General features: G+C 38.6%; 13 protein-coding genes. 9 read left to right on the top strand and 4 right to left on the bottom strand.

The genetic code is table 11. The annotated features are described in order from the left end of the window. Positions 1-11 precede the first annotated feature (11 nt). The 3 genes from KP712_RS04790 to KP712_RS04780 form a co-directional block, all read right to left on the bottom strand. The gene (locus KP712_RS04790) at positions 12-1,139 is read right to left on the bottom strand and encodes an N-acetylneuraminate epimerase (protein WP_165818739.1); all 1,128 of its coding nucleotides are present in this window, start codon (positions 1,137-1,139) and stop codon (positions 12-14) included. 123 nt (positions 1,140-1,262) lie between these two features. Then, entirely contained in the window at positions 1,263-3,113 is a 1,851-nt protein-coding gene (locus KP712_RS04785) for a TRAP transporter large permease subunit (protein WP_048953901.1), read from the bottom strand. Positions 3,114-3,185: 72 nt separating this feature from the next. Continuing rightward, a complete protein-coding gene (locus tag KP712_RS04780) occupies positions 3,186-4,172 on the bottom strand; it encodes a sialic acid TRAP transporter substrate-binding protein SiaP (protein ID WP_080351572.1) in 987 nt (328 codons plus the stop codon). Positions 4,173-4,448: 276 nt separating this feature from the next. Between KP712_RS04780 and KP712_RS04775 the strand changes: the two genes are divergently transcribed. The 7 genes from KP712_RS04775 to KP712_RS04745 all read left to right on the top strand — a co-directional run bounded on the left by KP712_RS04775 (position 4,449) and on the right by KP712_RS04745 (position 10,903). Continuing rightward, positions 4,449-5,135 (top strand): putative N-acetylmannosamine-6-phosphate 2-epimerase, encoded by a 687-nt coding sequence (locus KP712_RS04775; protein WP_111407580.1) that lies wholly within the window; start codon positions 4,449-4,451, stop codon positions 5,133-5,135. 44 nt (positions 5,136-5,179) lie between these two features. Next, complete coding sequence (locus KP712_RS04770; RefSeq protein ID WP_111407579.1) at positions 5,180-6,082, top strand: N-acetylmannosamine kinase; 903 nt, start codon at positions 5,180-5,182, stop codon at positions 6,080-6,082. Next, complete coding sequence (locus KP712_RS04765; RefSeq protein ID WP_111407578.1) at positions 6,075-6,941, top strand: MurR/RpiR family transcriptional regulator; 867 nt, start codon at positions 6,075-6,077, stop codon at positions 6,939-6,941. Before KP712_RS04770 ends, KP712_RS04765 begins: the two co-directional genes overlap by 8 nt. A gap of 10 nt (positions 6,942-6,951) precedes the next feature. After that, entirely contained in the window at positions 6,952-7,830 is an 879-nt protein-coding gene (gene nanA, locus KP712_RS04760) for an N-acetylneuraminate lyase (protein ID WP_005631506.1), read from the top strand. Positions 7,831-8,008: 178 nt separating this feature from the next. Beyond that, positions 8,009-8,812, top strand: a complete 804-nt coding sequence (nagB, locus tag KP712_RS04755; protein WP_009500377.1) for a glucosamine-6-phosphate deaminase — start codon at positions 8,009-8,011, stop codon at positions 8,810-8,812. A 57-nt stretch (positions 8,813-8,869) separates the two neighbouring features. After that, complete coding sequence (nagA, locus tag KP712_RS04750; protein ID WP_111407577.1) at positions 8,870-10,015, top strand: N-acetylglucosamine-6-phosphate deacetylase; 1,146 nt, start codon at positions 8,870-8,872, stop codon at positions 10,013-10,015. 132 nt (positions 10,016-10,147) lie between these two features. Further along, complete coding sequence (locus tag KP712_RS04745) at positions 10,148-10,903, top strand: class I SAM-dependent methyltransferase (protein ID WP_111407576.1); 756 nt, start codon at positions 10,148-10,150, stop codon at positions 10,901-10,903. Between the two features lie 42 nt (positions 10,904-10,945). Here the strand turns inward: KP712_RS04745 and sodA are convergent, their stop codons facing one another. Then, a complete protein-coding gene (gene sodA, locus KP712_RS04740) occupies positions 10,946-11,599 on the bottom strand; it encodes a superoxide dismutase [Mn] (RefSeq protein ID WP_111407575.1) in 654 nt (217 codons plus the stop codon). A gap of 261 nt (positions 11,600-11,860) precedes the next feature. Between sodA and ccmA the strand changes: the two genes are divergently transcribed. Both ccmA and ccmB read left to right on the top strand, forming a co-directional pair. Next, positions 11,861-12,499 (top strand): cytochrome c biogenesis heme-transporting ATPase CcmA, encoded by a 639-nt coding sequence (gene ccmA, locus KP712_RS04735; RefSeq protein WP_111407574.1) that lies wholly within the window; start codon positions 11,861-11,863, stop codon positions 12,497-12,499. Between the two features lie 4 nt (positions 12,500-12,503). Beyond that, the gene (ccmB, locus tag KP712_RS04730; protein ID WP_111407573.1) at positions 12,504-13,169 is read left to right on the top strand and encodes a heme exporter protein CcmB; all 666 of its coding nucleotides are present in this window, start codon (positions 12,504-12,506) and stop codon (positions 13,167-13,169) included. Positions 13,170-13,213: the final 44 nt, after the last annotated feature.

The following is a 13,213-nucleotide window of genomic DNA, read 5'->3' as shown; positions in this document are numbered from 1 at the left end:
TCTATGCCAAATTATTCAACGGTCAATTTTTTACCATCGTAGCTAATGGCTTTAACGCTGGTTAACGCTTTACCACCGTCAGTTTCACCACCGATGAGCAATACTTTATTGTTGTAAGACACAGAGAAACCATAGCCAATATTCATTGGTAATTCACCAACGATACTCCATTTACCATTATTTAAAGTATAAACTTCGTTATGCCATGTTTTGGTTAAACCTTTATGCGCATGGAGTTTGCCTTCCTTGAATTGTTTAATTGAACCAGGGAAGTTTGCGCCACCAGTCACTAAATAATGGCCATGGCTATATCCTGCGAGTGCGCCAGCTAAACCATCTTGTGATTTACCTTTTGGCGCAGGTAAGTCAGGTAAGTTTTTCCATTGCACACCTTTAGCAGTGAATTTGCCTTGGTGAGTTTCTGCGGTGCGAAGGCCAGGTTTCACTTCACCATTGACAACCACTAAGTCATTACCTTGAATGGTGAATGCCGCACCTGCACGACCAGAGAATGGAATACGACCTTCATTGCGCCATTTATTGGTTGATGGTTCATAGCTCAATAATTCTGTTGTGAAGAAATAATCTTCTGGACGTTGATCGAAATAAGCTGCTGCGATTTCATCTTTTTTCGCTTTATCTTCACCCGCTGCCACGGTGTCTTGGAAGAAACCATTAAATATAGAGAGGTTAGAACCACCTAAAATATAAACTTTATCACCGTGAGATGCGCTGCTTGAACCGACTAAACCACGCGGAGAGCGAGTAGGAAGTTTCACCCAAGTATTATCAGCTGGATTGTAGCTGTAAGCATCATTAACAAGTTGAAGTTCGCCCTTTTCATTTTTTTGCAAACCACCGAATACATAAAGTTTTCCATCTACGGCTGCTGCAACAGGTTGATTACGTTCACCACCAGGGAATGCTGCAATTTCTTTCCATTGTGCAGCAGGATCTTTTAAGTCTAAAGAATAGAATTTATTGCCACCCGAACCTAAGCCTACATATACGGTATCACCGATGAGTGCGCCAGTTCCGCTTTTGATGCCTACTGGTAAATCTGGATAGACTTGTGCGTTAGCTGAAAATGCAACAGTTGCAAAAAGTGCGGCGCATAATGCTGTTTTTGTCAATTTCATAATAAACCTCATTTATTAAGTTATGTTTATGGTTTGCTATTCATAAAACCGCATTGAATAGGATTTATTTTATAAAAAAAGTGCGGTTATAAAAGCCTTGCTTTTTTTAACCGCACTTTAGTGTTAAGACATCAATAGATTTGGCACAAAAGTAATGATTTGTGGGAAAATCGTAATTAATACTAATGTTAAGAATATCGGTATTAAGAACGGCAATACACCTTTTGTTACAGTGGATACTGACATATTACCCACACGCGCCACCACAAAGAGAGCCATACCCATTGGTGGTGTTAAGATACCGATCATCATATTCAATGTAGTCATTACACCGAAGAATACTAAGTCGATATTAAATTGCATTGCGATTGGAATTAACATTGGTAACACTAAGAATTGCAATGCTAATGCATCAATGAACATACCCAAGAAGAGCAAGAGGGCATTGATCATGACTAATACCATAAGTGGAGAATCAGCTACGGCAACGAATATATCTGCTATACGCATTGCAACTTGTTCACGTGCGATCATATCTCCGAAGAAGGTCACGGTCATAATCATTAATGCAACCACACCAGTAATTGCCATAGCTTCAATGCAGCTATTAAAGAGCATTTTCATTGTTAATTCTTTATAAACGAATTTACCAATGATGACGGAGTAAGTTGCAGCAACAACGGCAGATTCTGTTGGGCTAAATAAGCCAGAGAAGATACCACCGATGATGAGTAATGGGGTTAAAATTGCCCAGAACGCTCTTTTGAATGATGTGCAAAGTTCTTCACGAGTTGCTTTTGGTGTTCTTGGATAACCACGTTTTTTAGATACGTAGTAGTTCATGATCATCAAGGCAATCGTTACAAGTACGCCTGGTACAAAACCTGCAACGAAGAGTTTCGCAATAGATTCGTTGGCAATTACACCGTAAATAATCATGGCGATACTTGGTGGAACTAATGGACCGATGATACAAGATGCTGCAGTGATACCACCACAAATATCATCATCATAGCCTGCATCGCGCATAGCCTTGATTTCTAACTGACCTAAGCCACCCGCATCAGCAAGTGCAGAACCTGACATACCTGAGAACAATAAACTTGCGCCAATATTTACATGCCCCATACCACCAGTGTAGTGACCGAGTAAGGCTTTTGCGAAGTTAAAGATACGTTCTGTGATACCGCCAGTATTCATTAAAATACCCGTTAGAATATAGAACGGCACAGCAAGTAATGAGAAACTATCTAAACTCATGGTCAGTTTTTCAGCCGCTGCGTTTACTACGTTCCATCTGGTCATTGAGAAATAAAGTAATGTGGTAATAAATAATGACCAACCTACTGGCACACCGAGGAACATAATAACCAGCCAGAATATTAGGGCAACGTATACAGAGTTAGAACCAAATTTCACATATTCTGTGATGCGCAATACTTTGTACCACTCTGGGAACGTAAATAAAATGCCTAATAAAATGACCGCACTTATAATGAAGAACGTCGCCGGTAAATAGCTTTTATCTTCTTTAAAATTGTCTGCTTGAGCTTGGAAGAAGCGCACTAACATTAGGATAGAAATGATCGGCAGAGAAGCATAAATCCATTTCTCTGAAATTCCGCCTAATGCGTCAATAGGGAAATCTGCACCAAGGAACGTTTTAATACCAAAATGGATAAAGAAAATAATGCCAAGGAAAATCATTAACTGTACAAAAGAGTTTGTTACTTTTTTGACAGAAGCAGGCATTAAATTGGTTAAGAAGTCGATGTAAACGTGTTCTTGTTTGCGGATAGCCACACTAATACCGAGCATACCTACATATACAAACAATAATTTAGCGAGTTCCTCACTCCAAATTAATGGTGATTGGAAAGCTTGGCGGAATAGGATTTGAGCAACAAGAATACCGAAGATGGCAAGGAATAGCGCACCGCCAATCCATTCTTCAAGTTTGTTAAAAAATTTCATACTTCACTCCGAGAGATTGTGGAGAACGAAAATGAGTACGCCAACCAAATTGTTGGCGCATATAATAGGGGATTATTTAATCGCTTGGATTTCTTTTAATGCTTTTTCACCTTTCTCACCAGTTTGTTTCACAAACTCAGCATAGAATGGTTTCATCGCATCTTTGAATGGCGCTAAATCTGGATGGGTTACTTTTACACCTTGTTTTTCAAAGAATTTCACCAAATCTTTTTCGCCATCTACGAATAATTTAGTGTGGTATTTTGCTGCATTTTCAGCGGCGTCTTTGACTACTTTTTGAAGATCTTCCGGTAATTCTTTATAAGTTTCGTTACTCACTAAATAAAGTTGGTCATTCAAGATGTGGTTAGTCATCGCTAAGAATTTTTGCACTTCATAGAATTTTTGTGCTTGTACGGTCGCTAATGGGTTTTCTTGACCATCGACAGAGTTAGTTTGAAGTGCAAGATATACCTCAGAGAATGCCATAGGTGTTGGCGATGCACCTACATATTTTGCGTATGCTAAGTTAGTTGCGGCATTGGGTACACGAAGTTTTAAACCTTTCATATCCGCAATGCTATTGATTGCTCTATTTGAAGTTGTTTGGCGAGTCCCATTATAGGCCTGAGAAAGTAGCGTGATGCCAAGCTCTTTATTCATTTTTTGAACTAAATCTTTACCAAATGCGGTTTCTTGTAATGCTTTTTGTGCAACGTTGTAGTCGGTGATGACATATGGTAACGCGAACACTGCTGCTTCAGGATAGAATAATTGGAAACGAGCTGATTCAGCAAAAGTGAAGTCAAGAGAACCGTCTTTTAATTGTTTTAACATTGCACGGTCGTCACCAAGTTGTGAACTCGGATAAAGTGAAACTTCAATTTTACCATGTGATTTTTCTTTTACTTCTTTCGCAAACATTTCAGCTGCTTTGTACTCATTAGATGAAGTACCTGCATTCATACCAAATTTTAAGTCATAATCTGCGGCAAAAACGGCTGAAGAAACGCCTAATGTGATAGCAGTTGCAAGGAAAAGTTTAGTAAATTTCATAATGTTCGCTCCTGTGTGAACCTATGTTGATATAAGCCATAATTGGCTTGGATTGAAAGTGAATGCTCGATGTTTTAGACATCAAAAAAACGACTCGGGCGCTATTCTAAAGTAAAAAAATACTTTTTGAACTGCTCTTTGAAGTTTTATTTCAAAATTGAGAGGTAGATCACATTGGCAAAAAAATACTTCAAAAAAAATTTTAAAATGGAGTTATGTTTTTATATAATGCTGAGCACTGACGAAAATGCAGGCTCAGTTATATTTAGGAGTGATATTATGTCGAAATTATCTCATCAAGATGTGCTTTCTCAAATTCAATACGGTCTCATTGCTTCTTGCCAACCCGTTGATGATGGTCCAATGGATAAACCTGAAATTGTTTCTGCCATGGCTCAAGCTTCCGTTGCTGGTGGCGCATCAGGTTTACGTATTGAAGGTGTAGATAACCTTAAAGCGACACGTCCTTTCGTAAACATTCCAATTATCGGTATTGTAAAACGTGACTTACCTGATAGTCCGATTCGTATTACGCCATTTCTGCAAGATATTGAAGATCTTGCCAATGCAGGGGCAGATATTATTGCGGTAGATGGCACTAGCCGCCCTCGTCCAGTTGATATTGAAAGTGCGGTGAAAAAAATCCATGAAATGGGCTGCTTGGCTATGGCAGATTGCTCTAATTTAGAAGAAGGCTTGTATTGTCAAAAACTCGGTTTTGATATTGTGGGGAGCACAATGTCCGGTTATACAGGTGGTCCAGTTCCCGAAGAGCCTGATTATCAATTAGTGAAAGATTTAAAAGCAGCGGGTTGTTTTGTGATGGCAGAAGGTCGCTATAACACGCCTAAATTGGCAAAAGTGGCCATTGAAATTGGCGCAGATTGCGTCACTGTTGGTTCAGCACTAACTCGCCTTGAGCATATCGTGAGTTGGTTTGCTAATTCTGTGAAATCTGCAAGATAGTCGTAAGACGTGTGAGAAAATACTTCATACTATAAGGATAAGTTATGCGTTGTTTAGCTCTAGACATTGGCGGTACAAAAATCGCGGCGGCTATCGTAAAAAATGGCGAAGTTGAACAACGCCAACAAATTCATACACCGCGTGAAAATGTGGTAGAAGGAATGCATCAAGTATTAGAACAACTTCTTACTCATTATGCAGGGCAATTTGATTATGTGGCGGTGGCTTCAACCGGTATTATAAATGATGGTGTTTTAACCGCACTTAATCCTAAAAATTTAGGTGGTTTGAATCAATTTCCACTAAAAGAAAGTATTGCTAAACACACGGATAAACCAATTGGCTTATTAAATGATGCGCAAGCCGCAACCTATGCGGAATACCAACTCCAAGATTCAGAAAAAGTATCAAACTTTGTTTTTATTACTGTTTCTACTGGCGTGGGTGGTGGTGTCATATTAAACCAACAATTACAAACTGGTCCAAAGGGAATCGCAGGACATATCGGGCATACATTAGCGGATCCAAATGGTCCAATGTGCGGTTGTGGTCGTCGTGGTTGTGTAGAAGCCGTTGCTGCAGGGCGTGCAATTGAAGCAGTGTCTTCCCAATGGTACGATCCTTGTGAGCCAAGAGAAGTTTTTGAACGTTTTAGAAAAAATGATGAAAAAGCTACCGCACTTATAGAGCGTTCAGCCAAAGCCATTGCCAATTTAGTGGCGGATTTAGTGATTGGATTGGATGTGCAAAAAGTTGTTATAGGTGGTAGTGTCGGGTTGGCTGAAGGTTATTTACCATTAGTCAAACGTTTCTTACAGGATATGCCTGCTGTATATAGCTGTGACATTGAATCTGCTAAATTTGGTCAAGATGCAGGATTAGTCGGCGCAGCTTATTGGGTGAAAGATGTTCTGCTTGATAAACCAAAAGGAACAATTTATGGCTAAATTCGGAAATGTGTTAAATACCATTAGTTCGCTTTACCATAGTCTAACCAAGTCAGAGAAAAAAATTGCTGATACGATTTTACGTTCGCCTGATTTAGTGTCTCAATGCCCCCTTTCTGAAATTGCTAAGCATTTGGAAGTTGGAGAAGCTACGCTCGTCCGTTTTTGTCGAACTATTGGTTTTAAAGGCTTTAGCGATTTTAAATTAGAACTTTCCATTGAGCTTGCCACGAAAGATAACAATGATGAAACAGTGCTCGAAACAGAAATTATGCCGAGCGATGATTCTTTAACGATTGCACAAAAGTTGCAAGCGGCAGTTTCTAATGTAATGGAAGAAACGGTTAATTTATTAGATTTGAAACAGCTTGAACAAGTGGTTAAAGCTATTAAAAAAGCACGTTGTATCTTTTTATTCGGCGTGGGATCATCTGGTGTGACCGCTGAAGATGCAAAAAATAAATTGATGCGTATCGGTTTCCAAGTGGATGCAACAGGCAATAATCATTTTATGTATATGCAGGCGGCATTACTTACGCCTTCTGATGTGGCAATTGGTTTAAGCCATTCAGGATATTCCGCCGAAACGGCGCATACACTCAAAATTGCTAAACAAAATGGTGCAACGACAGTGGCATTAACTCACAGTTTGCGTTCCCCCGTTACAGAATATGCTGATTATGTTTTGGTAAATGGTAATAAACAAGGGAAGCTACAAGGTGACTCTATTGGTACCAAAATTGCACAGCTTTTTGTATTAGATTTAATTTATGCTTTGTTAGTGCAGGGCGAAGAAGAACTTGCAGCTCAGACCAAGCAAAAAACTCTTAATGTGATTCTTGAACAACGTATAAAATAGGAGAAAACTTATGCGTGATTTAAAAGGTATTTTCAGTGCATTATTAGTGTCATTTAATGAAGATGGCACAATTAATGAAAAAGGTTTACGTCAAATTATCCGCCACAATATCGACAAAATGAAAGTTGATGGTTTATATGTGGGTGGTTCAACAGGCGAAAACTTTATGCTTTCAACTGAAGAGAAAAAAGAAATCTTCCGTATTGCAAAAGATGAAGCAAAAGATCAAATCGCGCTAATTGCTCAAGTGGGTAGCGTAAACTTAAAAGAAGCAGTTGAATTAGGTAAATATGCAACAGAATTAGGCTACGATAGCTTATCTGCAGTTACTCCGTTCTACTATAAATTTAGTTTCCCTGAAATCAAACATTATTACGACACCATTATTGCAGAAACAGGCAATAATATGATCGTGTATTCTATTCCGTTCTTAACTGGCGTGAATATGGGAATTGAACAATTTGGTGAACTTTACAAAAACCCGAAAGTATTAGGGGTAAAATTCACAGCTGGTGACTTCTATTTATTAGAACGTTTGAAAAAAGCTTATCCAAACCACTTAATTTGGGCTGGTTTCGATGAAATGATGTTACCTGCGGCCGCACTTGGTGTGGATGGTGCAATCGGTTCAACTTTCAACGTAAACGGCGTTCGTGCTCGTCAAATTTTTGAATTGACCAAAGCGGGTAAATTAGCCGAAGCGTTAGAAATTCAACATGTAACCAACGATTTAATCGAAGGCATTTTAGCGAATGGTTTATATTTAACCATCAAAGAATTGCTTAAATTAGAAGGTGTGGATGCGGGTTATTGCCGTGAGCCAATGACAGCAAAAGCAACGGATGCTCAGCTTGCTAAAGCAAAAGAGTTGAAAGCGAAATTTTTATAATTAATGGAATATCGTGAGAACCTAGGGGATTGATTTCCCCAGGTTACTCATAATTTATCCCTCTTGGGGTAGCAATTCTCGTTTCCTGCTTCTCAGTTTTTCTATTTCGTAGTGGGGAACCATTATGTTTAACCGTTGGTTTGTTTATCTACGGTATTGAAAATAAAGGAAGTATAGTATGCGCCTTATTCCTCTACACAACGAACAACAGGTGAGTCGTTGGGCTGCACGCCATATTGTTGATCGTATCAATCATTTTAATCCTACGGCTGAACGTCCATTTGTTCTCGGTTTACCAACTGGTGGCACACCATTAAAAACTTACCAAGAATTAATTGCACTTTGTAAAGCGGGCGAGGTGAGCTTTAAGCATGTGGTAACATTCAATATGGACGAATATGTAGGTTTACCAGAGGAACACCCTGAAAGTTATCATAGTTTTATGTATAACAATTTTTTCAATCATATCGATATTCAGCCAGAAAATATCAATATTCTTAATGGCAACACGGATGATCATGATGCAGAATGTCGCCGTTATGAAGAAAAAATTAAATCTTACGGAAAAATTAATTTATTTATGGGCGGAGTAGGCAATGATGGCCATATTGCCTTTAATGAACCGGCGTCATCATTAAGTTCCCGTACTCGTATTAAAACCTTAACTCAAGACACGCTGATCGCAAATTCACGCTTCTTTGATAATGATGTGAATAAAGTGCCAAAGTATGCTTTAACTATTGGTGTAGGCACATTATTAGATGCAGAAGAAGTGATGATCCTTGCAACTGGCCACCATAAGGCGCTTGCAGTTCAAGCAGCCGTAGAAGGTGGTGTGAACCATATGTGGACAGTGAGTGCACTTCAACTACATCGCCATTTTGTGTTAGTTTGTGATGAGCCTGCACAACAAGAATTGAAAGTAAAAACGGTTAAATATTTTACTGAATTAGAACAACGCGCCATTCATAGCGTGTTATAAGATCCTGCCGCTGAAAAGAGCGGTAATTTTTCTGATTATTTTATTTAAGGACAAAAAATGAGATATGCATTAACGAATTGTGTGATTTACACAAAATATGATGTTTTACGTGATTTTGCTGTAATTATTAACGGTGAAATTATTGAAGCGGTAGTTTCACAAGCTGAATTAGAAACAGGTATCAGAACCATTGATTTACAAGGTAATAATTTAACGGCGGGTTTTATTGATCTTCAATTAAATGGCTGTGGTGGGGTGATGTTTAACGACCAAACTAGCATTGAAACTTTGGAAATTATGCAGGAAACTAACTTGAAATCAGGTTGTACAAGTTTCCTTCCTACTTTTATCACGGCACCAGATGAAAACATAAAAAGTGCGGTGAAAATTATGCGTGAATATTTAAACAAGCATAAAAACCAAGCACTTGGTTTACATATTGAAGGGCCGTTTATCAGTGTTGAGAAAAAAGGTGTACACCGTCCCGAATATATTCGTGAAATTACGCCTGAAATGAAATATTTTCTCTGTGAAAATGCTGATGTCATTACAAAAATTACCATTGCCGCAGAAAACCCAACCATTAACTATACGCCTGATTTTGTGAAAGCGGGCATTATTGTCTCTATAGGTCATTCCAATGCGACTTATGAAGTGGCTAAAGCTGCATTCCACAAAGGCGCAACTTTTGCGACTCACTTGCATAATGCAATGTCGCCAATTAGTTCTGGACGTGCAATGGGCGTAGTGGGGGCGGTACTCGATTCTGATGTTTACACTGGTATTATCGTGGATGGTGTGCACATCAATTACGGCAATGTTCGCATTGATAAAAAAATCAAAGGTGACAAACTTTGTATTGTGACAGACTCTCTTGCTGCAGCTGGTGCACCACCTGAATTGGAAACCTTCACCTTTGTAGGAAAAACTATTTATATCCGAGATGGCCGCTGTTTTGATGCAAACGGTACGATCGCTGGTGCATCAATTACCATGATCGAATCTATTAAGAATGCAGTGGAGTTTGTAGAAATTCCGCTTGCTGAAGCAATTCGAATGAGTAACCTTTATCCTGCACGAGCAATTGGTGTGGATGATCGTTTAGGTTCGGTAGAAAAAGGAAAAATCGCAAATTTAGCCGTGTTTACGTCAGATTATAAAGTGACAGCAACTGTGCTTAATGGTGAATGGAAACCTAACTGATTTAAAGTGCGGTAAATTTACCTGCTTTTTTATAGCCCAACCAATCGGTTGGGTTATTTTTTGCTTTACTACTTTAATAAGAATAATTTTCATCTATAATATAAAAACCAAGTTAATTACTAGGAGATAGATATGGCAAAAGATGAAGTAGGGCATAATTTTCTTGCACGTTTAGGTAAAACTCGTTTGCGTCCAGGCGGTAAAAAAGCAACAGATTGGTTAATTGCCAATGGTGATTTTAGCCAAGATAAAAAAGTTTTAGAGGTTGCTTGTAATATGGGAACGACAGCAATTGGATTGGCGAAGCAGTTTGGTTGCTATATTGAAGGTGTTGATTTAGATGAACATGCGTTAGAAAAAGCACAAGCAAATATCGAAGCAAATGGTTTGCAAGAAAAAATTCATGTGCAGCGAGCGAATGCGATGAAGTTGCCTTTTGAGGATGAAAGTTTTGATATTGTCATCAATGAAGCGATGCTCACAATGTTACCCGTGGAAGCGAAGAAAAAAGCTATTGCAGAATATTTTCGAGTGTTAAAACCTAATGGTTTATTACTTACTCACGATGTTATGCTGGTGGGGAATGATCATCAAACTATTCTAGAAAATATGCGCAAAGCGATTAACGTGACGGTAACGCCATTAACGAAAGATGGCTGGAAAGGAATATTCCAAGAAAGTGGCTTTAGAAATGTTGATACTTTCTCTGGTGAGATGACATTACTTTCACCAAAAGGAATGATTTATGATGAGGGTATTCTTGGAACGTTAAAAATCATCCGTAATGCTATGAAAGCGGAAAATCGCGAGCAATTTAAAAGAATGTACAAAACCTTTAATGATCCTGAACATAAATTACATTTTATTGCTGTATGTAGTCAAAAATAATATAAAAAACAAAGGCCTAGTTTTCTAGGCCTTTATCTTTTATTATTTAGCACAATTACATTCTGAATGGGCTGTTTTTTGTTCAAAACGTTCTGCAACGAAATCCCAGTTTACCACGTTCCAGAATTCTTTAATGTAGTCTGGACGACGGTTTTGGAATTTTAAGTAGTAAGCGTGTTCCCAAACGTCTAAACCTAAAAGTGGGAAACCTTCACAACCAGCTACTTCTTTACCCATTAATGGGTTATCTTGGTTTGCTGTTGATACCACGGCTAATTTACCTTCAGCAGTTAATACTAACCACGCCCAACCTGAACCAAAACGAGTTGCGGCTGCTTTTTCAAATTCAGCTTTAAATGTTTCTACAGAACCGAAATCACGTTCAATCGCATCTTTTAATGTACCTTGTAAAGTAGTACCTTTTTTCAAACTTTTCCAAAATAAACTGTGGTTTGTGTGACCGCCTGCATTATTGCGTAATGCACCACGTTTTTCTGCAGGGATTTTGTCAAGGTTAGAAACTAATTGACTTGGGCACATTTCCACTAATTCAGCGGGTAAACCTTCTAATGCAGCGTTTGCATTGTTTACATAAGCTTGATGGTGTTTGCTGTGGTGGATTTCCATTGTTTGCGCATCGAAATGTGGTTCTAATGCATCGTAGGCGTAGCCTAATTCAGGTAGAGTGTAAGCCATAATTTATTCCTTCTATGTAAAGACAAATTTCGTTGAGGGTTTTGGTCTATAACCAAAAGTGAGCAAATAATAGCAAAAAATTTGATTTAGATCATTAAATGTTTTTCCTTTTGCATTAATAGACGAATTTATTAAACCTTGTTTTAAATCAATAAACCTATCGATCTACACCTAAATAGTTATTTGTTTTGAGGGCTAAAATCTCGTCAAATATTTCCCTTGTGATAGAATATCGCCACTTTTTATTTTCCCTTTGCAATTATGTTTGAACCACACAAGTTATCTCTGCAAAATTTATCCTGCCAACGTGGTGAGCGAGTACTTTTTCGTGCTTTGACTTGCGATTTTAATAGCGGTGATTTTGTGCAAATTGAAGGGCATAACGGCATAGGTAAAACCAGTTTATTACGTATTCTTGCGGGTTTAGCCCAACCTTTAGAAGGCGAAGTGCGGTGGGATTCTGAAGCAATTTCTAAACAACGTGAACAGTATTATCAGAATTTGCTTTATTTAGGTCATCTTTCAGGCGTAAAACCAGAACTAACAGCATGGGAAAATTTGCAGTTTTATCAACGAATTAGCCAAGCGGAACAAAATACTGATATTTTGTGGGATTTGCTTGAGAAAGTGGGATTGTTAGGTCGTGAAGATTTGCCAGCCGCACAACTTTCTGCAGGACAACAAAAACGTATCGCATTAGGTCGTTTATGGCTATCTCAAGCGCCTTTATGGATTTTAGATGAGCCGTTTACTGCGATTGATAAAAAAGGCGTGGAAATTCTAACTGCACTTTTTGATGAGCATGCTCAACGAGGTGGTATTGTGTTGTTAACCAGCCACCAAGAAGTGCCAAGTTCTCATCTGCAAAAATTGAATTTAGCGGCTTATAAAGCGGAATAACTTAATGATTTTTTTAGAAATAATTAAACGAGAACTTCAAATTGCGATGCGCAAAAATGCGGAAATTTTAAATCCGCTATGGTTCTTTTTGCTTGTGATTACTTTGTTTCCGCTTGTTATTGGGCCAGATCCAACATTGCTTTCCCGTATCGCACCGGGTATTGCATGGGTAGCAGCATTACTTTCAGCATTGCTTTCTTTTGAACGTTTATTTCGTGATGATTTTATTGATGGTTCTCTTGAACAATTAATGTTAACCGCACAGCCTTTGCCGATGACGGCTTTGGCTAAAGTCGTTGCACATTGGTTGCTCACTGGCTTGCCGCTTATTTTGCTATCACCTATTGCCGCTTTGTTGCTTTCTCTTGAGGTCAATATTTGGTGGGCATTGGTTTTGACATTGTTACTGGGCACTCCTGTATTGAGTTGTATCGGTGCAATTGGTGTGGCTTTAACGGTGGGATTGAGAAAAGGTGGCGTGTTGTTGAGTTTGCTTGTTGTTCCGTTGTTTATTCCTGTTTTAATTTTTGCGTCATCAATATTAGAGGCGGCAGGTTTAAATGTGCCTTATGGAGGGCAATTGGCAATTTTAGGTGCCATGATGGTTGGCGCAGTAACGCTTTCGCCTTTTGCCATCGCCGCGGCACTGCGAATTAGTTTAGATAATTAATTTCATTTCACCGTATAAAAGTGCGGTGGTTTTTCTCTTTAATT

Origin of the sequence: Haemophilus sp. SZY H68 (assembly GCF_018829685.1) — a bacterium.
GTDB classification, from domain to species: Bacteria; Pseudomonadota; Gammaproteobacteria; order Enterobacterales; family Pasteurellaceae; genus Haemophilus; species Haemophilus haemolyticus_K.
The sequence above is the reverse complement of the archived record's forward strand: the minus strand, read 5'-3'. Positions and strand labels throughout refer to the sequence as shown.

Bases quoted from the DNA above. Each gene is read 5' to 3' on its own strand.
- KP712_RS04790 (WP_165818739.1), bottom strand. From the start codon at position 1,139: ATGAAATTGACAAAAACAGCATTATGCGCCGCACTTTTTGCAACTGTT.
- KP712_RS04785 (WP_048953901.1), bottom strand. From the start codon at position 3,113: ATGAAATTTTTTAACAAACTTGAAGAATGGATTGGCGGTGCGCTATTC.
- KP712_RS04775 (WP_111407580.1), top strand. From the start codon at position 4,449: ATGTCGAAATTATCTCATCAAGATGTGCTTTCTCAAATTCAATACGGT.
- KP712_RS04770 (WP_111407579.1), top strand. From the start codon at position 5,180: ATGCGTTGTTTAGCTCTAGACATTGGCGGTACAAAAATCGCGGCGGCT.
- KP712_RS04765 (WP_111407578.1), top strand. From the start codon at position 6,075: ATGGCTAAATTCGGAAATGTGTTAAATACCATTAGTTCGCTTTACCAT.
- nanA (WP_005631506.1), top strand. From the start codon at position 6,952: ATGCGTGATTTAAAAGGTATTTTCAGTGCATTATTAGTGTCATTTAAT.
- nagB (WP_009500377.1), top strand. From the start codon at position 8,009: ATGCGCCTTATTCCTCTACACAACGAACAACAGGTGAGTCGTTGGGCT.
- nagA (WP_111407577.1), top strand. From the start codon at position 8,870: ATGAGATATGCATTAACGAATTGTGTGATTTACACAAAATATGATGTT.
- KP712_RS04745 (WP_111407576.1), top strand. From the start codon at position 10,148: ATGGCAAAAGATGAAGTAGGGCATAATTTTCTTGCACGTTTAGGTAAA.
- sodA (WP_111407575.1), bottom strand. From the start codon at position 11,599: ATGGCTTACACTCTACCTGAATTAGGCTACGCCTACGATGCATTAGAA.
- ccmA (WP_111407574.1), top strand. From the start codon at position 11,861: ATGTTTGAACCACACAAGTTATCTCTGCAAAATTTATCCTGCCAACGT.
- ccmB (WP_111407573.1), top strand. From the start codon at position 12,504: ATGATTTTTTTAGAAATAATTAAACGAGAACTTCAAATTGCGATGCGC.